This is a genomic window from Okeania sp. SIO2C9 (genome assembly GCF_010672455.1).
GTDB lineage: Bacteria > Cyanobacteriota > Cyanobacteriia > Cyanobacteriales > Microcoleaceae > Okeania.
In genome coordinates, this window is the sequence record NZ_JAAHGO010000012.1 from 549,867 (window position 1) to 574,097 (window position 24,231).

Here is a 24,231-nt window from a genome sequence, read left to right on the forward strand (position 1 = left end):
AAGTTATGGGAGCTATAGATAAAGCATTGTAGTCAAGCTTATACAGCACTATGCAAATAGGTTAGGACATATATAAATGCTCAAAGTTAGTCAGGGATTACTTCTGACTTTTGACTTCTGACTTCTGACTTGCGCGTAGCGCTATATTTGCCTACCAAACAAATTGAGAATAAATAATCGGAATTAATTTGTTGAGTTTTTAAGGTCAACCTAACCCCTATTTTATTAATTTAACTCATCAGCGATCGCCCGAAATAAAGCAACAGTTTCCACATCATCAATAGTCCTCAAAATACTATTACTAGAACCAGTTTTTACGCCAACAAAATTCTTTTCTGGATTAATATAAATGTATTGTCCCCAAGCACCAGTCGCACAATAATCACCATTTGAACCTTCAGGAATCCACCAATGATATTGATAACCCCACTTAAAATAAAGCTCATCTGTAGCCCCTGGTTTTAAGTGAGGACTATCAGGTATTATTGACTCTTTTACCCAACTTTTAGGAATAATTTGTTGCCCGTTAAAATACCCATTATGTAAATAAACTAAAGCAAATTTTGCATAATCTCTCAAAGTACAATTCATCCCACAAAAAGTTACTTCAGTTCCATAATTATCAGTTAACCAATAAGCATCTGATTCTGCTCCCATTGGTTGCCATAATTTCTTTTCTAAATAACTGACAATATCTTGTTTAGTGACTCGCCTCAACAATAAACCTAATATCTGAGTATTCAAACTTACATATTCAAAGTAATTACCTGATGGCTCTTTAGCAGGATAATTTAAAATCGCCTTCTCCATAGGTCGCATATACAAAAATAATTTATATAAAAGTTTATTAATATCAGAATTATCATCTTCATAGGCTTCACTAAAATTTATTCCAGAAGACATTTGTAGAATATGCTTAATTGGTATATTGTTATATCCAGATGCTTTTAACTCTGGCATATATTTAGTAATTGAGTCATCAAGACTTTCAATATAACCATCATTAATCGCAATACCTATTAACGCAGAAATAAAACTCTTTGCCACTGACCAAGAAGTTTTTTTATCATTTTTTGTATAACCTTGAGAATATTTTTCATAAATAATTACATCATTTTTAACTATTAAAAATCCTGTATTGCCTGTGCGTTGTAAAAAGTCTTTGATTGTCCGAGTTTCGCCCTGAAATTGATAGGATGTATTCAGGTCGTATAAATTCTCCTGAAAATTATAGGGTTTAGTAGAACGATAAATAATTTTACTGGGAAAAACCCGATCCATATGGCGGAAATTATTCACTCTTTTATCATCATCAAACATAGTTATTTTCGGTTCTAGATAAAAGCGCCAAATAATCAAGCAAGTGGTAATTAGAGGCACAATAAAAATTAGGATAAAGTTGATAATGTTCATAGTTATTACCTGAAATATAGCGTTTCTCAAGTTACCAAGGTACAGTTGTTTTTCTTTTTTACCGAATAATTAAGGTTTAAAGCCTCTCCTTTAAAGGAGAAACAAGCGGTCGTTTGCGGAGCATGACCTTAGGATGGGATGGCGAGGTCTCGGAGCCATATCCAATCGACCAAGAGAAGAAAAAATTTTCACGCTCCGCGTCAATCCTCTTCTTTTCAAGGATAAGTAATAATTAATAATTAATAATTAATAATTAATTATTGAATACTCCCTAAAACAAAAGAATTTTGGGTGCATCTCATATTTGCAAAAATACTTTTTTCCTATATATTCCCTTCCGGAGCTGTTGCCTTTCGGAGCTGTTGCCTAAAAGCGATAAATTTTTGGCTTTATTAATGCATTGATATAACCCAGAATTTTGTAGCTCACGCTTCTTGGGAATTTTTATATAGATAGAGATACTTCTGAAGCAAGGTTCAGGGTTTTCCTTTAGAATGCTTCGCCAACATATCGCGTAGCGAAACGTTATTCATGTTATCATCGGTGGATAAAATTGACTAGGGATTAACAAATGCCGGATGATTTAGTAACATTTCTTATCGGTATAAGTATTTTGATTTTTTATCTAGTATTTTCAGCTATGACTGAAATGGGAACAAAATGGTTTGATAGGAAAAAAAATGATTAATACTGTTGCTCTAACTATTCCTGAAAAAAGAATTGTTTTCTATAACTTGAATTGGCAGAAGTACCAAAAAATTATTGAAGCTCTGGGAGAAAGTCGCAATGCCAGAATTATATATGATCAAGGAATATTGGAAATTACTATGCCTCTGGAAGAACATGAATTTGCTAGAGAAATAATTGGTTTATTTATCAGGATTTTAGTTTTTGAAATGGGTTTAAAAATCAAAACTTTGGGCTCGACGACTTTGAATTATCCACAATTAGACAGAGGTGCAGAACCTGACAATTGTTATTACATTCAAAATCAATCAAAGGTGGCAGGGAAAAAAATTGATTTAACTAAAGATCCACCGCCTGATTTAGTGGTAGAAGTTGACATTACTCATACCGATATTAATAAGCTTAATCTTTATGCCAGCATGGGAATATCAGAATTTTGGCGTTATGATGGAGAAGTTTTACTAATTTATCAACTGCAAAATAAAAAATATGTTGAAGTTGAAACTAGCCCTACATTTCCTAAGATTGAAAAAGCAATATTTTATGAGTTTATCGAACAATCAAAACTAGATGAAGTAGAAGCAGAAAAAAAATTAAGAGCTGATTTAAGTAATTAATAATTAATAATTAATAATTAATAATGACTAATTAGGTAGGTGAGCATAAATAAACAAAATATTAGAGGGCGGGTTTTTAGAACTCGAGCGTGCTTAAGTCAAAGCTTTCGTTTTGGTTAAACTCGCCCATACAATTTTTTTAACGTTTAATTAGACTTACCTACTTAATAATTACCGAAAAATCGTGGTCCAAAGCCTCTCTTTTTAAGGGGATAAAAAAAGATAATTCCGTATTTTCTTGCTTCCTTATTACAGAGGTGCTGTTAACTGATAACTGAAATTACCTCTCCTAAAAACTGATAGTACTGGCGAACTTAATTTTTTTTTGTTGATTTTTTTTGTTTTAAAGAAGAGGCTTTAAACCTTAATTATTCGGTAACTGAAAGAAGGTAAAAGTTATAACAGGGAACACTTAACTGGAAACAGTGGAAAAAACATTGTCTAGTCTAAGATTCATCAGCATAAGTCCTAATAGCTTTGGCTATTGCTATATCTAAAATTTAAAATTTCAAACTTGAAGGTAGTTGGAATAAGTTGTTAAGTGAAAAAGAGTAAAAGTTATCTAAAATTTAAAATCTTAAACTTGAAGCTAGTTGGAATCAGTTATTAACTGTTAGGTAAAAAAGAGTAAAAGTTATCTAAAATTTAAAATCTTAAACTTGAAGCTAGTTGGAATCAATTATTAACTGTTAGGTAAAAAAGAGTAAAAGTTATCTAAAATTTTCAAGAAAATTGTTGTTCAAATTACGAAATTAATTTGTAATGTTTTATCAAAATAATGTGTGTCTAAAACCCCGCCTTTTAAGGCGCAATATTTTTGGAGCTTTTCTCAAATCCCCGTTACAAAAATCACTTCTGACTTCTGACTTCTGACTTCGTTAAAGCTTCCTGTTTTGTATATAGCGTTTCCCAAGTTACTGAGGTACAGTTGTTTTTCTTCTTTTCTATTCCTTACTCCCTATTTCCTAAAGATATTTTTGCCCGCAACTGAAATAGGATTGCCATAGATTAATGAAACTGATAAAAACTATTTTTATTTTGTTATAGTAGTCGAAGAAAAGGGCGCGGACATATCAAAAGCTGAAAACTAAGATAACCCAAGATTTTTCCTTCTTCCTTCTTCCTTTTTCCTTCTTTATTCTGCTATAAAATACAAAAGTTGAAACTGAATTGACAATCAAAATGAATAGTACTGAAAAAGCAAAAAAACACCAAAACAAAATTCAGCGAGTGGGTGTAATTGGTGGGGGTCAGTTGGCATGGATGATGGCAGATGCTGCTAAAAAATTAGGAGTAGATTTAATTATTCAAACTCCTGAAAAAGATGACCCGGCAGTATCTATAGCAAAAGATACTATTTTGGCAGAAATTGATGATGCTCGGGCAACTGCTCAGTTAGCAAATAGTTGTGATGTGATTACTTTTGAAAATGAGTTTATTAATATAGATGAATTGTCGCTTCTGAGTACAAAAAATGTGATTTTTCGTCCTAACTTATCTGCGTTAAAGCCGTTATTAGATAAATATGAACAGTTATGTTATTTACGAGATTTAGGTTTACCTGTTCTCAAATTTTGGGAGTGGGAAACAGAAGCTGAAGCAATAAAATTTCCTCTAGTATTGAAAGCACGTCGTCATGGTTATGATGGTCATGGTATTTCTATTATTCAGGATATTAATAGTTTAAAATCTCAGATAAATCCAAATATTTTCATTCAAGAATTTATCCCTTTTGACCGAGAAGTTGCAATTATTGCTGCTCGTTCAGTGACTGGTGAAATTAAAGTTTACCCAGTAGTAGAAACACAACAAGAAAATCAGGTTTGTCGGCGGGTTTTTGTCTGTGATGAAAATTTAGAATTAGTCAAAGAAATTCAGGCGATCGCTCAAACTCTCCTCAATAGTTTAGAAGTTGTGGGAGTATTTGGTATTGAATTATTTATTACTAAAGATAAAAAAGTTTTAATTAATGAAATTGCTCCTAGAACTCATAACTCTGGTCATTACACTTTGGATGCTTGTGAGACTTCTCAATTTGAACAACATTTACGGGCTGTTTGTGGTCTACCTCTGGGTAGTACCACTCTTAAGTCTAGGGGCGCAGTGATGGTGAATTTGTTGGGTTATGAATTTGCGGTAAATGACTACTTGACAAAACGGCAAAAATTAGCTCAAATTCCTAATGCTTCGGTTTGGTGGTATGGCAAAACAGAATCTCGCCCTGGTCGAAAGTTAGGCCATGTAACAGTATTGGTGCATGAGGAAAATTCTACCAAGTGCCGTCAGAAAGCTGAGGCGATCGCCCAGGAAATTGAAAGTCTCTGGCAGAGTCAAAAATAGGGAAGTGGGGGAGTAGGGGAGTAGGGGAGTAGGGGAGTAGGGGAGCTTACCTATAACCCACATTCCGCACGTCAAGAGCGTAACATTAAAAGTAGTATATAAATCTGTAGCTTGCTAGGTATTTATACTATGCAAATCATCTTAATTACTTTTTTCGTTGATCAAATTCCGAGTCAAAAATTTACGCATAAATACTTGCAGTATTGATTGATTACTCAATCACGGCAGCTATGATTTTCTTCTAAAATTCTGTCTCCTGTCTCCTGTCTCCTGACTCCTGACTCCTTCTTTTATACTACATTTTGTCGTGCGGAATGTAGGCTATAACCTAACCCGTATTAACTTTTCAGCTTGATTTTCCTAGCATGGGGTGACATTCAAAAAATAATAGGTATAATAGTCACTAGGTTCTACTACGACGTTGGTGACTGCCAAAAATGTTTTTTTGACCTACAAATCAAAAAACATCGGGACCTAGATGTTTGAGTGGCAGTAAACTGAGCTTGTACTCAGAAACTTTAAACTTGAGCCGAGGAACCCACCTGGTATTATCCAGGTCAAAAGCTGAGGTAAGACGGCGTTGCGGTGAACTATTTTTTTGGGAAGGAAGAAGGAAGAAGGAAGAAGGAAGAAAATTTTGACTGTAAAAGGTAACAAGTTTTGGGTTTCGTTTATCTCAACCTAACCTACAGAATCTACAAAATTAATTTTTCTGCTTCTGCTCCTGATAAAGTGACTTGAATATTTGTTGTCGTTTTTTATGGTCAACAATAGGTGCAGGATAATTTACAGCTTCTCGCTCATCCACCGGAATTTTACCAGTAACTAAATATTCCGTATCTACATTACGCAACTCTGACACCCACTCTCGAATATATTCTGCTTCTGGGTCATATTTTTGTGTCTGAGATGCAGGATTAAATATTCTCAACGGTTTAGGGTCCATTCCACTCGACGCACTCCACTGCCAACCGCCATTATTTGCCGAAAGGTCTCCATCTATCAACTTTTGCATAAAATATTTTTCGCCCCACTGCCAATTAATTATTAAATCTTTGGTCAGAAAACTAGCAACTATCATTCTGCAACGGTTGTGCATCCAACCTGTTTCATTTAACTGACGCATGGCAGCATCAACAATAGGATAACCAGTTTTACCTTCACACCAGGCCAAAAAATATGCTTCATTATTCTCCCAGGGAAAATTTTTCCAATGTGGGCGATAAGGACCTGTTTCTAGTTCGGGATAATGATACATAACATATTGATAAAATTCGCGCCATGCTATTTCTTTTTGCCAAGTTTCGATATTTTCAAATGCTTCATCGCTAGAACAATTTTCTATTAATTCTTGAGTTTTTGCCCAAACTGTCCGAATACCAATAGCACCAAATTTTAGGGCAGGACTGAGTAGGGATGTACCATCAATACTAGGGAAATTTCGTTGTTGTTGGTATGAGTATATTGCTGCTTGGCAAAATGTTTCTAATTTTTCTAGCGCTATAGTTTCTCCTGGTTCGAGAATGAGTGGGTTTTCCCAATTAAATCCTAATTCTTTGGCAGTAGGTAAATCAATAACTGCTACTTTTTTGGTTTGTTGAAGTTGCTCTTCAGTTAACCCTTGAAGTAGGGGAGTATTGACTGGGTTAGATTTTTTTTTGCTGCTCCAAGTTCTCCAGAATGGGGTATAGACACTATAGGGTTTATTAGTAGAAGTAAATATTTTTTCTGGGCAATGAAGGAGTTGATCCCAAAATGTTTTTACTTGAATATTTACTGTTTCTAAATTTTCAGTAACTTGGCGATCGCGTTCTCTACTATAAGGTTCAACATCTAGATTCCAATATACTGCTTTTGCCTCTAGAAAAGTTGCTAATTTAGGTATAGCTTCGGCAGGTTTTCCTGAGAGTATTAATAGTTGACTTCCTATTTCTTGGTAGTGTTTTTGTAGATGTTGTAAACAACCAATCATATAGGTTATTCTTGCGGGGGCAATATCGTCTCGTTTGAGAATATTTTGGTCAAGGCAAAATATACCTACTACTTTTTGATTTTGTTGAGATGCTTGTGTAAGTCCGATATTATCTGAAATGCGTAAATCGCGTCGATGCCAAAAGAGAATTAAGTCAGACATTTTATTGAGCAAGGGAGTGGGGGAGTAGGGGAGTAGGGGAGTGGGGGAGAAGTAAACATAAGAATAATTAATACTAATTGGCGTGCTAATTATGAAAAAGGTTCTATGTGCCTGTATTAATTACTTAATAATTGAAGTTATCTAAGTATAGAATTAGTTTTGGTAATTGGTATTAGACAAAAATAAGGCAAAAAAAATCCTTAAATCTATACAAGGAGAGGCAGGTCAACAATTATTAATAATTAATAATTAATAATTAATTATTAATTAATATTCTTACTTCTTCCTTCCTGATAAAAATGGTTTTGCCAGGAATAAACTACAGATTGACTTAGCATCAACAATTTCTCCATCAAAGATAGCCTTTTCTAATTCTTGAGGTGTCATTAAAACTGTTTCTATATCTTCATCAATATCTTGTGCTGGTGGATTTTCTAACTTTTCTAAATCTTCTGCTAAAAAAGCATAAATAAATTCATCCGAGTATCCAGGAGCGAGAGGAAATTCTCCTAACTTTTGCCATTTATTAGCGCGATAACCTGTTTCTTCTTCTATTTCTCGTTTGATAGTATCAGCAGGATTTTCATTTTCTTCTATTGTACCTGCTGGAAATTCTAAAATCCTATCTTTAATGGCAAATCGATATTGCTTTACTAAGACTAATTTTCCATCTGAAGTAACAGGAATACATAAAGCTCCTCCTGGATGACGAATACATTCCCAGTCTCCTTCAACTCCATTAGGTAGACGCAGATGATTAACGTCAAAGTTAAATTTTCTGCCTTGATATTGCAGACGTTGTTTAATAATTTTGGGTGGTTCTTGATTGTGCATAAAATATCATAAACAATAAGTTTTAACTATCATATCATCTTTGGTATAAATCAAGGTTAAGTGATTAAAGATAATAATCTATCAATAATAATTGTCAATTTTTTTACATATAAAACTGTTTATATTTTGCTGAAGTTCATATAGATTGATTCTGGTAATAGTTCAGATAACTACTCCAGTTAAAGAATTAATAATTAACAATTAAGAATGAATAATTACTTTTTATGAAAATGGATAGGATTGAGGAACAGTATTTTTTGCTTTATTTATTCAACGAATAATAGGGTTTCAACCTTAATTATTCGATAACAGAGACAAACTTTTAAGCTATGAGCACTTTTTTATTTTTCAACTCTAGATTTAGATTTACAGTTTATCAAAATAATTGGGTCTAAAACGCTGCCTTTTAAGGCGAAATGTTTTCGGATACTTGCTCAAATGTAAGCATTCAGCGGTCAGCTATCAGCTATCAGCTATGAGTTATTAAGTCACTATCACACCAGAGGAAGAATTACTCTCTAAAGAGAATTAAAACTTATGTTTGCGTAGCATTACGCAGAAAATAAAAAAGCTATGAGCTAACTTTAGTAAGTACTGTACCTTTAAAAGCTGTTATATTATGTCCGCTTAATAACGTGATAATACAGTTTTTAGGTTGTAGGTTGTAGGTATTAGGTGGTAGGTGTAAATTCAAGAGGGAAGACTTAAAACGGAGTAGAAATTTGGGATATTTCTTCAAGATTGAGAGGAAAACATTTTTATTATACTTAATCATCCGGACATGATATTAGCTCCGCATTCCGCAGGAAAAACTGTTTGCGGAGCATGAAAAACGGAAATACTAATAGCTGAATGCTTACGCTCAAATCCCTGTTACAAAAACAACTTATGACTTCGTTAAAATGTGCGATAACTTATCGATAAATTAATCAAATAACAGTATGAGCGATCGGTGAAATTGTATAATTTTTTTGAGCTTATGCATAATATATCTTAGTTTGAGTGGCAGTGTGTTTTTATATCAAAATTATACTATTCAACTAAAATCAAGAACTACTAACGCTTCAAATAATACTTTTGAATTTGAAACATTAAAAGTTGATAATATGAGGTCATAGAACTGAAAAGCAACGTCTAAAAATGTTTTTAATCAAAGAATATTTAGGGCTTGCTGATTAAATATAAAAGTCTTTATATATAAACTTTTTAGTCTTTTAAAGTATCAAAAAGTGCGAGTTTTTAAGTGGTAATGGTTCAAAAATAAGCGGATTTTGTTCAAGATTTGGGCAGAAAAATCATTCTTAGAATTCTTGCTCCTACCTCCTCTATAATTCCCATTTATCCTGTCTCCTGTCTCCTGTCTCCTGTCTCCTGTCTCCTCCCCTTACCCATAAGACTTTTGAGCGCAAACCCTATTTAGACAGTGAAATATTTAGATAAATGGTATCAATTACGAATGACCAAAAAATAAGGTAAAAAGCCTCCCCTTTCAAGGGGATGAAAAAAAATAAAGTTCCATATTTCAAACCTCTGACTTTCCTGCGGAATGCTGCGCAAACAGGCAGAGGTACTGATAACTGATAACTGATAACTGAAGTGACACATTTCTGATAATTTCTCCCAATATAGAAGCTATAAAGATTACCAAGTTAAAGGTAAGCATTTCCTGGGGAATGCTGCGCTGAATGGTAATAGCTGAATGCTGACATGATAATTATAATTTTGCACCATCAGATGGTAGGATTTGAGAATATGAAAAAAATTTATATAAAGTTTTAAGAGGAGGTTCTTGGAATATTAGTACTAGGCGTTGTGGTAGTAGGTCTCGTTATACTTTAATTCCTGATAGTCAAGATAATTTTTCAGGATTTCTATTAGTTTATTGGAGAATATTTTAAGTAGTAGGTTAAATTGAAAATAAGGTTTTCATTAATGGATAATAAATAATGGATAATTACCTTGGATTTTAACCGTTACGGAATTGAATATAAGGAAATATTATTTATTTTTTTCCCCTTGTAGAGCGATAGCTTGTGGCCTAGCCTTGGAGAGGCTTTTTACCTGAATTATTTAATTAACAATTATTAATTATTAATTATTCGGTAAGTGTTAGGTAGTAGGTATTAGGTAAAAAAAAGTTGAGCAACCTAAAACTTAACATCTAACACCTTTATAGTCTAGCAACAATAAAATTATGAGAGAGTTACCTAGCAATCAGACAAATATAATTCATAAGATAATCTGGGGCACAATTGGTGGTACTGTTTGGGGTTTTTTATTTGGTGCTACTTTGGCTGGTTTATCCATAGGAATTAATCAAAATTTAGTCACTATTGTAAGTGCATTATTAATGGGTATCTTGTGGTGTACTATTATTAGCTTAATTTGGAAATCATTAATGGGAAAACAGGATGAATCTAGCAAAAGTTATATAATATTTGGAATTGTTGGTGGATTGTTCCTGGGCAGCGCGATAGGAGGATTAATGTTAGCAATATTAAATCGGGATGCTAATTTTGGTAGAGCATATATATCCGGAGCATTTCTGGGAGCAATTTTTGGTTTTGTTTGGAGTTTGTTTAAACCTCCTATGTTTTTAGGAGGTGCGAGAATTTGGGGTAAGTCGGGAGCAATTTTAGGTGCGATTTGGGGGTCTTTTTTTGGCACAATAATAGGTATAGTTGCAACAGTTGGCTTACTGTTTTGGAGTCAAGCAAATATTGATATTACTTCTAGTAACTTGCCTCAATTATTAATAGCTACAGTAATTTTTGGTGGTGGTAATGGTGCTATTGGTGGAGCAATATCTGGAATTATATTAGGTGGATTAATTATGGCTCCTCCTTTACCTTTAGCATTAGAATTAATTGGCATAAGAGGTGCAATTGTTGGAGCAATTTGGGGTTGTTTTTTGACGGCGATCGCTTGGGGAATTATTGGAGCTATTTTGTCTACAACTGTGGGAGATGATTTCTTTTTAAGTTTAGGAATTATTCGTCAAGTTACTTTACTGAAAGGAGTAATTATTGGTGCAGGTATTGGGTCAATTTGGGGCATAATTTCTGGGGCAGTATGGGGTGCTTTTGGTAGATGGTAATTGGTAATTAATTAATAATTAATAATTAATAATTAATAATTGGTAGTCCTGCATAGTAATGGTGAGGATATATATTTTTTAATTTTTCCCACACTCCCCATCTCCCCACATTCCCCTCCACCGGAGGGGTGCGCGGGTGGGTCCCCATCTCCCCACACTTCCTTTACCATTACTATGCACCACCACCTAATAATTAGGGTTTGCCCTCAAAATTCTTTTAGTAGGGGTAGGAGACAGAAGACAGGAGACAATCCACCCCTAACCCCTCCCAGGAGGGGGAGACAGGAGAAATGGGAATTAGCGAGGAGGTAGGAGTAAGAATTTTCTCTCAATTTTTCTGCCCAACTCTTGCCTAAAATACTAATATGCATGAGCATGAAGAGCTGAAAAATTTGCACTGCAATTCGACCCCAAAAAGGCACTTATTTTTATATGTCAATGCTTTTAGATTTAATCAGCAGAGCAATAATTAACAATTACCTCTCCTTAAAAAGGAGAGGATTGACGCGGAGCGTGAAAATTTTTTCTTCTCTTGGTTGATTGGATATAGTTAGGAAACCCATCCATCCCTCAACCGCTTTTTTTCCTTTAAAGGAGAGGGTTTAAACCTTAATTATTCGCTAAACTGTTTCAGCTAAAATAGTGCTTTATATTTGTCATTATAGCTATAGTAATTTCATTTGAGTTGCGTAAAAAACCTGGTCGCTTTTAGGCAACGGACAACAGTTCATCTAGGAATAGTTAAGAAGATTTGTCGGACTTGTTACTGTTAGTAAATAACCAACTCTATATTAATAATCAACCTTTCTTCTTCCTTCTTCTTTCTGCCTTCTCCTTTGAAAACGCTATAGAAGAAGTTATCTGTTAAAAATTTGCGATTGCAACATTTAAGATTAAACAGTCCAATACTAGGTTTGATAACAACTGCCATTACTACCCTTGACTTATAAAATATCTAAAAAACAAAATATTAATAATCAACCTTCTTTCTTCCTTCTTCTTTCTTCCTTCTTTTTTACTTCCTTCTTCCTTCTTTCTTCTTCCCTCTTCCTTCTTCATTAATTTCTGAACTTAGGATTAACAAATTCATTCAATCCTTCCCCTAATAAAGATAAACCAATTACCATTAAAGTTAAAGCACAACCAGGGAAAAAAGCAGTCCACCAAATACCTGTGGGTAAAGCATCTAAAGCTAACCTTAAATCATTTCCCCATTCAGCGGTTTCAGGAGGTAATCCTAATCCTAAAAATCCCAATCCTCCTAATACTAAAACTGCATCTGCAGCATTAAGAGTAAACAACACAGGAACACTCTGAATAACATTAAGAAATAAATAACGGGTTAATACTCTCCAAGTATTAGCACCCATCGCTTTTGCTGCTTCAATAAAAAGTTCATTTTTTACACTAACTGTATGATTGCGAACTACTCGATAATATTGTGGAATATAAGCAATACTCAGAGCGATCGCTGCATTTAATATTCCTTTTCCCACGACAAAAGCTAGAGTTATTGAAAGTAATAATCCTGGTAAAGTATAAACGGTATCCATAAAAAATATTAAAACCTTATCAATTTTACCGCCAAGATAACCACTTACCATTCCTAGAGGCACACCAATAATTAAACTTAATGCTGTGGCTAAAATTACAACTTGCCAAGCAACTTGTACGCCGAATAATGTTCGGGAAAATACATCATAACCTTGACGATTTGTACCAAACCAATGCTCAAAAGATGGTGGTTGATGAATGGGGTTACTTAGGAATTCTTTGGGGTCTTGGAGCAAGTCTAAATTTTCTAAAAGTGGAGATAAAATAGCAATTAATATAAATAAAACTGTAATGATTAAGCCGACCCACATCATCTGCATTGAAATAGTTGGTTTACTAGACAGATTAAACATTTTAGTTGCTGAAAATCTACTTGCCATAATTCTATAATTTCTCTGGTTTCAGAAATAGCATTTTAACATATACAGAGCTGACGTTTGAGACCTGAACAGAGAATAAAGGAAGGTCATTTCAGTTATCAGTTATTAGTACCTCCTGTATCAGTACCTCCTGCAATAAGGAAGCTTGACATGAGGAATATTCTATTTTTTTATCCCCTTAATACCAATTACCAAAAGTAATGCTATGATTCACCGATACTTCAACAGTCAAATAGTTACCAAGATTTAAAGTCTGTTTTTGACACTTATTAGTTTGTTAGTATAGATTTTTCCTACTTTTAACCCCTCCCCCTACCTCCCACACTCCCCACACTTCCCCACCTAATCAGATATAGCATTCTTTTTGAAAAATGGTATAAAAGGGGAGGCTTTATACCACAATTTTTAGGTAATATAGCGTCGATTAAGTTACTGAGGCACAGTTGTTTTTCTTCTTTTCTATTCCCTACTCCCTACTCCCTAAAAAAAATGAATTTTGCACCTCACCAGCATGGGAATTGCTATAAGTAATAGAGATTTTATTGTCACAAAAATGACAGACAAAAAGTATTTCATAATTCATCTAAATATTCTCTCGCAATAGTAAGTTTTTTTCAGAAATTATCAAATTTTGTAAGCATTCAGCCATCAGCTATTACTTTTTTTTAGTTCTACGATAAAAGCTTTACTAATTGAGTGAGAATTAAATTTTACGCCTAAAAGCTGGCTTTAAAGTCTATATATTAAAATCCCCTCATAAGAGCTGAAAGCTGACAGCTAATAGCTGTTTGCGCAGCATGACCTAGGAAATGCTTACCAAATTTTTTTACCTCATTACTGAATAATTCAGGTTTAATATGAAATCCGGTTATACAGTTATTGTATTGCACTTTTTATTTCCATTTAATGCAGATATAAAATGCCCGAATATCCCCAGATAATTCTCACTCTCATTCCTCCTTTCTCCTGAGGACTGAGGAGGTCTTCCCCTAATCATCAGATAACTAATTATCCAGATACTATATAGAGTCTCTTCTTAACAGCGTCACGGACTTTTGCCCTACCAGTAGAAACAGAACAGAAAAAAATATTTTTAGTCAATTCTCTTCTTTGAAGTAGAGGTCATTATTAATTATTAATTGTTAATTCTTAATTATTAATTGTTCATAATTACTGAATAATTCAGGTTGAATATTAAATCCGGTTATACAGTTATTGTATTGCACTTTTTATTTCCATTTAATGCAGATATAAAATGCCCGAATATCCCCAGATAATTCTCACTCTCATTCCTCCTTTCTCCTGAGGACTGAGGAGGTCTTCCCCTAATCATTGGATAACTAATTATCCAGATACTATATAGAGTCTCTTCTTAACAGCGTCACGGACTTTTTCCCTACAAGTAGAAACAGAACAGAAAAAAATATTTTTAGTCAATTCTCTTCTTTTCAAGGAAAGGTCATTATTAATTATTAATTGTTCATAATTACTGAATAATTCAGGTTTAATATGAAATCGGGTTATACAGTTATTGCACTTTTTACTTCCATTTAATGCAGATACAAAATGCCCGAATATCCCCAGATAATTCTCACTCTCATTCCTCCTTTCTCCTGAGGACTGAGGAGGTCTTCCCCTAATCATCAGATAACTAATTATCCAGATACTATATAGAGTCTCTTCTTAACAGCGTCACGGACTTTTGCCCTACCAGTAGAAACAGAACAGAAAAAAATATTTTTAGTCAATTCTCTTCTTTGAAGTAGAGGTCATTATTAATTATTAATTGTTAATTCTTAATTATTAATTGTTCATAATTACTGAATAATTCAGGTTGAATATTAAATCCGGTTATACAGTTATTGTATTGCACTTTTTATTTCCATTTAATGCAGATATAAAATGCCCGAATATCCCCAGATAATTCTCACTCTCATTCCTCCTTTCTCCTGAGGACTGAGGAGGTCTTCCCCTAATCATTGGATAACTAATTATCCAGATACTATATAGAGTCTCTTCTTAACAGCGTCACGGACTTTTTCCCTACAAGTAGAAACAGAACAGAAAAAAATATTTTTAGTCAATTCTCTTCTTTTCAAGGAAAGGTCATTATTAATTATTAATTGTTCATAATTACTGAATAATTCAGGTTTAATATGAAATCGGGTTATACAGTTATTGCACTTTTTACTTCCATTTAATGCAGATACAAAATGCCCGAATATCCCCAGATAATTCTCACTCTCATTCCTCCTTTCTCCTGAGGACTGAGGAGGTCTTCCCCTAATCATTGGATAACTAATTATCCAGATACTATATAGAGTCTCTTCTTAACAGCGTCACGGACTTTTGCCCTACAAGTAGAAACAGAACAGAAAAAAATATTTTTAGTCAATTCTCTTCTTTTCAAGGAAAGGTCATTATTAATTGTTAATTATTAATTATTAATTATTAATTGTTCATAGCCTATCTTTAACAGTTTAATTTCTCCAGATCCAACCATTAATAGTAAAGCGACTATCTGCAAAAATTTTAGAAGGACAATTTACTGGTAAAACTTCATGCCAATAACGACTAGGAAAGAAAATAATAGTATTATTTATAGGTGCAATTTTTTTGAATGAATTTGCCTGAGTATAATAATTATTATCTATTTTTCCATCATATAGCACTAATTCTCCACCAGAAAATTTTTTAGGTTGTTGGTAAAAATAATAAACGTAGGTAATTTCTCTTTTAGCAACTTCAGGCATTCCATTATCATTATGAGCTTGATAATAATGACCATGATTATGAGCTGTTACTTGCCCTTCTATTTTAGATATTGGAAATATTTGATGATTAAGCTTAGATAAGACTTGAGGTAAAACTAATTTAATTCGATTACTAATTCTGGCTTTGGAAATAGCCGCTAAATATAAGACTCTTGATTTGCGAAATTCAGGGTCATTTATACTAATAGTACTTTTTTCAAAATATGCTTCTAGTTTAATTGCAGATGCTAGAATTTTTTGATTTTCTACTTCTGTTAAAAAATTATCAATTTTTACACATTTTGATTTAACTAGATTTTGATTATATTTGTCACTCAGCATAATTACACCAATTTAATAAACGTACACTTTCTTGAGTAGGGAAGTAAGAGAGCGAGATAGAAGTAAATAGCAAGAATAATTAACACTAATTAGGGTTTGCCGAAAAAGTCCATTGGTCATTTCAGTTATCAGTTATCAGTTATCAGTTATCAGTACCTCTGCAATAAGGAGGCTTGAAATCTGAAATATTCTCTTTTTTTATCCCCTTAAAAGGGGAGGCGCATACCCAGATTTTTTCGGTAAAGGTAGGAGTCAGGAGTCAGGATAAATGGGAATTATAGAGGAGGAAGTTGTAATTATTAATTATTTTTGTTGTAAGCATTTCCTACGGAATGCTGCGCAAACAACCTTCAGTTATTAGCTAGTCTCCTATGGGAATAACTGCGTTAACAGCTATTAATTTTGAGGAAGATAAAAGCAACCTTTGAAATTTAGGAAAGAATAAAAATTACTGGTAAAGTTCCCTGACTAAACCTTAGAAGTAATTACTTATTACTAATTGCTGTTAACGTAGTTCTTCCGGAGGAAGCTAGCTGACTGCTAATAGCTGTTTGCGCAGCATTCCGCAGGAAATGCTTACTTTTTGTTTGCCCGAAATATGCTGTAATAATTCATTATTCATTATTCATTATTCATTATTCATTATTCATTATTTCTCCGTATCCAACCATTAATAGTAAATCGACTATCTGAAAAAGCTTTAGAGGGGCAACTTACTGATAAAACTTCGTGCATATAACGACTTAGAAAAAATATAATACTATTATTTTTAGGTTCTATAGTTTTAAATGTGTCAGCTTTGACATAATATTTTCCTTTGATTTGGCTATCGTAAATTATTAAATCACCACCTGTAAATGCTTTTGGTTCTTGATAAAAATAATAAACATAGGTAAAAACTCTAGTAGCAGTATCAGGAGAACCATTATCATTGTGAATTTTATAGAAATTATTATCATTATGAGCTGTTAACTGACTTTCAATTTCGGCAATTGAAAATTCTGGGATATTTAACTTTTTTAACGCATCAGGTAAAACTTCTTTAATTCTGTTGACTATTAATTCTCTAAATTTTGGGAACGAGTGTAATACTAGAGAGCGGCGATAATTTTCTGCTTTAGTTGATGTTGTAGTTGGTACAAAATCAGATTGTCTCTGCAAAACATAATTAAATAGTTGTTGATTTTCTGATTGGGTGAGAAAATTTTCTATGAGTAAATAACGAGATTCTAAATTGTCTATTTTCGGTGGAGGTGGAGGAGTAGAAGTTTTGATATGAGATTGAGTATCTTGTGACTGTAAATGCTGCAAATATATTGGTGGTTCCGTCACCATTCCCACTAAATGTTCGCTAGGAAAACATAAAGCAGAATGACCTTCTCCTATAGGAATTTGAAATAGAGTAGAATTTTCTGTTTTTTGATGTTTAGATAATAGTGTTTTGGCTAAAAGTTGGAGTAACGGTGCATCAGATTTGAGATAAATAGTATATTGATGTCCTCCTGTTAATAAGAGGTTAATTTTTACTTCTTGAGGTAAATTTTGTGGTGGAGTAAATGTCATTTCAGTTATCAGTTATCAGTTATCAGTTAACAGTATCTCCGTAAGCATTTCCTACTAAAGTAGGAGGCTTTAAATACTGAATTTTATTTCTCTTGGTCCATTGGATATGGTGAGATTTTCTCACCATCTCACCCTAGGAGAAACTCCGAATATCGACAGCTTTTTATTCCCTTTAAAGAATCAACAAGAAAAATTTTTCCTTCTCACCCTAGGAGAAACTCCGAATATCGACAGCTTTTTATTCCCTTTAAAGAATCAACAAGAAAAATTTTTCCTTTCAGTCAATTCTCTTCTTTTCAAGGAGAGGTAATTGTGAATTATTAATTAGGGTTTGCTGATTAGTTACCAAAGCATTGACAGATAAAAATTTTAGCATTCTGAAATTCCAAAAAAGTGCGCTTGTTTTGGTCTAATACCAATTTAAAGAAAGAATGTTACGAATAATAAGAGCGATAAAAATAATTTATAGGAGATGTCCCTTTGAGAAAAAAAGATAATGTACGCCGTAAAAAATGGTATTAAAGCTATTCCTATACGACTCCTAACTCCTGACTTCCTCTCCTCGGAGGGGTTAGGGGTGGGTTGACTCCTAATAAATACCCTAGATATTTGTAGCAAACATTTATCAATTTGGTATAAAACGTTCAAAAAGTTAGCATTTTGGGCAAATCAAAGACAGAAAAATTGAGGGATAATTCTTACTTCTACCTCCTCTAAATTCCCCGTTTCTCCTGACCCCTGACTCCTAACTCTTGACTGCTACCCCTAGCACTCATACTTTCCATACGCAAACCCTAATTATTAATTGTTGAAAGTATAATTGTCATAAATTCCTAGAAAAACAATTAACAAGAATTTTCTCACAGACTCTACTCAGATACCAGTTCTATTTAAGTTGTGTAGACTATCTGAAAATTAAGGGATAAATAATCAAAAAAAGTAGTAATAATTCATCATGCTCTACTTAAGTTTATTATGTGCAACTTTATAACAGAAGGAAGAAGGAATAAGGAAAAATCTTACTTGTCTGAATTTTCAGCTTTTGATATATCCTAATCTTTCTTTCAACTGCTATACATTAAATTGCTATAAAACCTCTACGCATCAAGGAAAAACAAAAAAAAAATCCGTAAGCATTCAGCTATTAGCAGTCAGCTCAAGCGCAATAAAAATCAATGAACCAAGTATTTGCTTAACTTCTACTGCATTTTTGAACAAAGAATTGAAACACAAGAACAACGAGTTTAAATTGCCCACTAAAGGCAATAAAGCTGTTTGCGCAGCATTCCGTAGGAATAGCTGACCGCTGACCGCTGAATGCTTATAAAAATCCTTTTAGTCAATCATCTGCTTTTCAGGAAAGGTAATTATTAATTATTCATAGCTTATTGTCAAAACTTACCCATCTTACTTTTACTTATAAGTAAGTATTTAGCCGTCAGCTATTAGCTATCAGCCATTAATTTTGGCTATGACTAAAAGCAATCTTTGAAATTGAGAAAGAATAAAGAGTTACTGCTAAAGTCCCCTTCCCAAACCTTAAAAGCAATTATTAATTACCGAATAATTAAGGTAAAAATCCCTTCCTTTAAAGGAGAAACAAGAAAAAATTTTCCTTTTATTCAATCCTCTTCCTTTTAGGGAGAGGTAATTATCAATTATCCATTATCAATTATTGAACAATACCTGCTTGCGCAGCATTCTGCTGGAAATTCTTAGACTTATAATTCATTTTCTAATGTAAAAAATGACGAATTCCAGTTAGAATCATTACCAAACCTAACTCATTTGCAGCAGCAATAGAATCTTTATCTCGCAGACTACCTCCTGGTTGAATAATCGCAGTTATTCCCGCTGCTGCTGCTGTTTTTACCGAATCATCAAAAGGGAAAAAAGCATCACTAGCTAATACTCCTCCAATAGCCTTTTCTCCTGCTTGCTCCAAAGCAATTTTTACTGCCCCAACTCGATTCATTTGACCAGCACCAATACCAGCAGTTGCCAAATTTTTTGTCACAACAATAGCATTAGATTTAACGTGCTTTACCACCTTCCAAGCAAACATTAATTCCTCCATTTCTTCCGGAGTCGGTTGCTTTTCAGTAACAACTTTCCAATCACTAGAACTTTCTACTGCATCATCAGCAGCTTGTACTAAAAAACCACCAGCAATTACCTTTATAGTTTCCGAGGGACTCTGTTTTAAATCTGGTGAAATTAACACTCTTAATTTAGATTTTTTCTGAAAAATTTCCTTCGCTTCTGGTTCGCATCCCGGAGCAACTACACACTCTAAAAAAGTCTTAGTCATAGCAGTCGCAGTAGGAGCATCAATAGATTTATTCAAAGCAACAATTCCCCCAAAAGCAGAAACAGAATCTCCAGCAAAAGCTTTTTCATAAGCCTCCAAAAGAGTTTCACTAATTGCAATTCCACAAGGATTTGTATGTTTAAGAATTGCCACAGTCGGAGCATCAGAAAATTCCGTAATAATACGTCTCGCTGCCTCTAAATCTACCAAATTGTTATAACTTAATTCTTTACCTTGAAGAATTTTACTTGCCGCCCACCCACTAGGAATAATTCCACTTTGATACCAAGTTGCAGATTGATGAGGATTTTCTCCATAACGCAGAGATTTAATATTTTTACCAGAGAGTAAAAATGTTTCTTTCTCCTGTTCAGAAGTAGTTTCTTGCTCTTGTAAATAAGTAGCGATCGCCTGGTCGTAAGTTGCTGTATGTTTAAATCCTGCTAAGGCACATTTTTGACGAAATTCTAATGATATTTCACCCTGATTTTCCCGTAGTTCTTCTAAGTATGAATTATATTGATTAGGGTTACATAAAACCGTTAGATGAGCAAAATTTTTAGCTGATGCTCTTAACATTGCTGGTCCGCCAATATCAATTTTTTCAATTGCCTCTGCTAGAGTAACTCCCGGTTGAGAAATTGTTTGTTCAAACGGGTATAAATTAACTACAACTAAATCAATGGGTCGAATATTATTCGCATTTAATTCTTCTATATCTTGCTCTAAATCTCTTCTTGCTAATATACCTCCATGAATTCGAGGATGTAAAGTTTTAACCCTACCTCCAAGAATTTCTGGAAATCCCGTATAGTCAGATACTTTTGTCACAGAAATTCCTGCTTCTTTCAGAGTTTTAGCAGTACCACCACTACTAATTATTTCATAGTCAAATTCTGTAACTAGACTTTTTGCTAAGTCAATGAGACCTGTTTTATCTGATGTGCTGAGTAATGCTAAACGTGCCATTTGTTTTAAATCCTAACCTAGAGAACTGACAGTCTATATTTTAAGAATTAAAATATAGATATTAAAACTATGCGGATTATTTTAATATTTTTGTTAGATAGTAAGCATTTAGCTGTCAGCTTTCAGCTCCCTCATAACTACTTAGTATATTAGACATCTCCGATAATAAAAAATCAAATCAATTATCGTGCATAAATTATCAATTATTTCCCACTACTGCCTACTGCCTACTCCCTCTTTTCTGGAGATGTCTATTAGAGGAGAAATTAATATTAAGAGTTTTCATACAATTACAAAGCCTGAATTAGAATCAACCCTGATAAATTCAGATGCTTGCTCATTTATTAAAAAGCTAAGAGCTGACAGTTAATAGCTGTTTGCGCAGCATTCCGCAGGAAATGCTCATGTAAAAATTTACTTACTATCATAATTTTTCTTTGGATTTTACCTAGCAACTTATAATTAATATCAAATCTATTTAATTAGTTCTAAAAAAATTGTTTCATTTCTGAAAGCTCCAAATGAAAATACTTCAACGAAATAGAATTTTAGGATAAAGTGAAATATTCTGATAATATAAAAGTAATGGTAGTTGCTCGCCCATTAAGTTGATTTTTTTTTCAACACAAAAGGAGTACACATAAAATGAAAAAGTGGTTTACATTAATATTAACCCTGGCAGCTATTGGACCTCTGACCTTAACTGGGACCTTAGCAGAAGCAGTCCCAGAAGGAAAAGTGGCTTTGCAAGTTGCTGATACAGGGAAATTTATGGCTCGCTGTAGAGACTGCCAGTCAACTGTGGTTACTATTCCTGATACTGTGACATTGCGGGATGGATATAACGTTGGTCATGCTCAGTTCACAGTTGTTCCTGTCAGTGCTGGGAAAATTGCTCTTAAGGCTGACATTGGACAATATGTAGCTCGGTGTAATGGTTGCATTGTGGATGGTGCAACTCGTGACTTTCTAGTTATTAGGAAAGACGATCCAAATAACCCTAATGTTCAGTTCACTCCAGAGTTACTGCCTAATGGCAACTACGCTCTCAAGTCTAACTCAGGTCAATATGTAGCTCGGTGTAATGGTTGTTCTCCCACTGCTGCTGCTAGGGGTGTCACGCAGGATACCGTGACAGTTCATGTTGACAATCCAACCAGTAAACTTCATGCACAATGGAAAATAATTCCTGTTCGATAGAGTGTGGTGAGGGAAAGTATCTTTATCTTTTGATTGATATATAGCAGAAGGCTTTGGTTATCGATCAAAAGAGAGAAGATTTATCTTCAATATTCTGTTGCTTCTCCTAGTCGTGTTACAGAAATAGCTATTCAATATCTTCGCTCAACCCATAGCAACTGCTATATTTCATTTTCAAAAGCTCCAAAAAAAATCAAGCATCTTTCAGGTTGTAAGTATTTAAAATTTGTGATATAGTTAATGTAGTGGGTGGTACTTGCCTATGTGCATGATTTTTTATTCAACACAAGTAGGATGTTCTAAAGCCTAATATGCAAATATCCTGGTTTGATCGACTAAAAGAAATCTTCAGTTACTTATTAACCACAGGAATTATTATTACCACTCTGTTTTCCCTAGGAAGTTATTGGCAAAAAGGTATCATTTTCGAGCTAATCTCTCATTTTAAAGTTCAATATTTTGTAATCAGCTTAATCTTGTTGTGTTGCTTAGGTATAACAGGCAAAAAGAGATTATTATTAGTAGGCATATTTTGCACAATTATTAACCTCACCCCAATTTTACCTTGGTATATTCATAGAAATGGTATTAGCCAAGAAACTCCTAACTTGCGAATTTTAGTTTATAACCTTTATGGAGGCAGAAATTCTCAATATTCACAAGTTACCAAAATGGTAAGAAAAGAAAACCCAGATATAGCAATTTTTTTAGAACCTACTAATACCTGGTTTCAAAATCTACAAACATTATCTGATATTTTACCTAATTCAATTGCCTCTCAGTCTACCTATGGAATTCCTCCCTATGGAATTGTTGCAGTTTACAGCAAATTTCCTCTCAATGATTACTCAATAAAATTTTTTGCTCCGAACAAACCTACTATTATTACTAACTTCAACATTAATCAACAAACTATTGATTTAATAGCAACCCATCCTACTGTTCCGATATATAGAAGCACCTTTAAACAACGCAATCAAATTTTAGAAGCACTTAGTAAATATATTCAACAATTAAATCATCCAGTTATTCTTGCAGGAGATTTGAATATAACAATGTGGTCTCCTTATTATCAAAAATTAGAACAAGAAACTGGATTAAGAAATAGTCGTTTAGGTTTTGGTATTATTCCTACTTGGCCTGCAAGATTTAATAACTCTATAGTCTTGTATATTTTATCTAGATTTTTTCAAATTCCCATAGATCATTGTTTAATCAGTTCAGAAATTAAAGTTGTAAACGTTAAGACCAGAGCTAACTCAGGTTTAAATTTAGGTTCAGATCATCTCCCTCTAATTACAGATTTATTGATTAGCAAACCAGGAAATTAATAATATCATGCCCGGAAAATTAGTTATGAAAAAAACTATCCTTTCACTAGCGGTCATAAATCTCTTTATTATCAAAATAATATGGGTCTAAAACCCCGCCTTTTAAAGCGAAATATTTTTGGAGAGTTGCTCAAAATCCTCGTTACAAAAATAACTTCTGACTTCTGACTTCTGACGCGCGTTAACCCTACTCCCTAATCATTTATTTATTTATAAGTAGGGCTTGCTGATTAAATCTAAAAGTATTTACAGATAAAGGTTTTAGACTTTTTGGGGTGGAAAAAAGTCCCTGGTTTTCAGTTCTTCACGCTCAAAAAGGAGCGTATTTTAGGCGCATAGGTTGAACAGAAAAATCACTCTTACAATTCTTACCGAAAAATTGTGGTTTAAAGCCTCCCCTTTTAAGGGGATAATAAGCGGTCGTTTGCGGAGCAGTCCGTTAGGATGGGATGGCGAGGAAACCTGCGCCATATCCAATCGACCAAGAGAAGAAAAATTTTCCTTTGAGTCAATCCTCTCCTTGAAAAGAAGAGGTAATTATTAATTATTAATTATTCATTATTCATTATTCATTGTTGAATCCTACCTTCTCGCTCATTCCCTTTTCTCCTGTCTCCAGTATAGCTGTCTCCTGTCTCCTACCCTCACCTATAAGACTTTTTCAGCAAACCCTAGGTATTTAACCGGACATGATACAAGATTCAGT

The 24,231-nt window shown here is 33.7% G+C and carries 13 protein-coding genes and 1 other RNA gene; 6 read left to right on the top strand and 8 right to left on the bottom strand.

Features of this window, described 5'->3' with window-relative positions:
• Positions 1–225: 225 nt before the first annotated feature.
• Entirely contained in the window at positions 226–1,413 is a 1,188-nt protein-coding gene (locus F6K23_RS12715) for a serine hydrolase (RefSeq protein ID WP_293155538.1), read from the bottom strand.
• A 680-nt stretch (positions 1,414–2,093) separates the two neighbouring features.
• On the opposite strand from F6K23_RS12715, the gene F6K23_RS12720 reads away from it, so the two are divergent.
• The 3 genes from F6K23_RS12720 to ssrS all read left to right on the top strand — a co-directional run bounded on the left by F6K23_RS12720 (position 2,094) and on the right by ssrS (position 5,650).
• A complete protein-coding gene (locus F6K23_RS12720; RefSeq protein WP_293155541.1) occupies positions 2,094–2,717 on the top strand; it encodes a Uma2 family endonuclease in 624 nt (207 codons plus the stop codon).
• A gap of 1,182 nt (positions 2,718–3,899) precedes the next feature.
• Positions 3,900–5,057, top strand: a complete 1,158-nt coding sequence (locus F6K23_RS12725) for a 5-(carboxyamino)imidazole ribonucleotide synthase (protein WP_293155544.1) — start codon at positions 3,900–3,902, stop codon at positions 5,055–5,057.
• A gap of 407 nt (positions 5,058–5,464) precedes the next feature.
• Positions 5,465–5,650: non-coding RNA, 6S RNA (gene ssrS / locus F6K23_RS12730), on the top strand.
• Positions 5,651–5,760: 110 nt separating this feature from the next.
• Here ssrS and F6K23_RS12735 read toward each other — a convergent pair.
• Positions 5,761–7,191 carry a deoxyribodipyrimidine photo-lyase, 8-HDF type gene (locus F6K23_RS12735; protein ID WP_293155547.1) on the bottom strand — a complete coding sequence of 477 codons (1,431 nt, stop codon included), beginning with the start codon at positions 7,189–7,191 and terminating at the stop codon, positions 5,761–5,763.
• A gap of 276 nt (positions 7,192–7,467) precedes the next feature.
• Complete coding sequence (locus tag F6K23_RS12740; protein WP_293155549.1) at positions 7,468–8,025, bottom strand: NUDIX hydrolase; 558 nt, start codon at positions 8,023–8,025, stop codon at positions 7,468–7,470.
• Between the two features lie 2,194 nt (positions 8,026–10,219).
• On the opposite strand from F6K23_RS12740, the gene F6K23_RS12745 reads away from it, so the two are divergent.
• Complete coding sequence (locus F6K23_RS12745) at positions 10,220–11,122, top strand: hypothetical protein (protein WP_293155551.1); 903 nt, start codon at positions 10,220–10,222, stop codon at positions 11,120–11,122.
• Positions 11,123–11,147: 25 nt separating this feature from the next.
• Here F6K23_RS12745 and F6K23_RS12750 read toward each other — a convergent pair whose 3' ends face one another.
• The 5 genes from F6K23_RS12750 to purH form a co-directional block, all read right to left on the bottom strand.
• A complete protein-coding gene (locus F6K23_RS12750) occupies positions 11,148–11,270 on the bottom strand; it encodes a hypothetical protein (protein ID WP_293155554.1) in 123 nt (40 codons plus the stop codon).
• A 910-nt stretch (positions 11,271–12,180) separates the two neighbouring features.
• A complete protein-coding gene (locus tag F6K23_RS12755; protein ID WP_293155557.1) occupies positions 12,181–13,056 on the bottom strand; it encodes an ABC transporter permease in 876 nt (291 codons plus the stop codon).
• Between the two features lie 2,480 nt (positions 13,057–15,536).
• Positions 15,537–16,151 (bottom strand): 2OG-Fe(II) oxygenase, encoded by a 615-nt coding sequence (locus F6K23_RS12760; RefSeq protein ID WP_293155558.1) that lies wholly within the window; start codon positions 16,149–16,151, stop codon positions 15,537–15,539.
• A gap of 642 nt (positions 16,152–16,793) precedes the next feature.
• Positions 16,794–17,714, bottom strand: coding sequence for a 2OG-Fe(II) oxygenase (locus F6K23_RS12765; protein WP_293155560.1), 921 nt, complete (start codon positions 17,712–17,714; stop codon positions 16,794–16,796).
• A gap of 1,735 nt (positions 17,715–19,449) precedes the next feature.
• Positions 19,450–20,994 (bottom strand): bifunctional phosphoribosylaminoimidazolecarboxamide formyltransferase/IMP cyclohydrolase, encoded by a 1,545-nt coding sequence (gene purH / locus F6K23_RS12770; protein ID WP_293155562.1) that lies wholly within the window; start codon positions 20,992–20,994, stop codon positions 19,450–19,452.
• Between the two features lie 645 nt (positions 20,995–21,639).
• Here purH and F6K23_RS12775 point away from each other — a divergent pair.
• Together F6K23_RS12775 and F6K23_RS12780 are read left to right on the top strand one after the other, a co-directional pair.
• Positions 21,640–22,194 carry a hypothetical protein gene (locus F6K23_RS12775; RefSeq protein ID WP_293155564.1) on the top strand — a complete coding sequence of 185 codons (555 nt, stop codon included), beginning with the start codon at positions 21,640–21,642 and terminating at the stop codon, positions 22,192–22,194.
• Between the two features lie 311 nt (positions 22,195–22,505).
• Positions 22,506–23,525, top strand: a complete 1,020-nt coding sequence (locus F6K23_RS12780; RefSeq protein ID WP_293155567.1) for an endonuclease/exonuclease/phosphatase family protein — start codon at positions 22,506–22,508, stop codon at positions 23,523–23,525.
• The last annotated feature ends 706 nt before the right edge of the window (positions 23,526–24,231 follow it).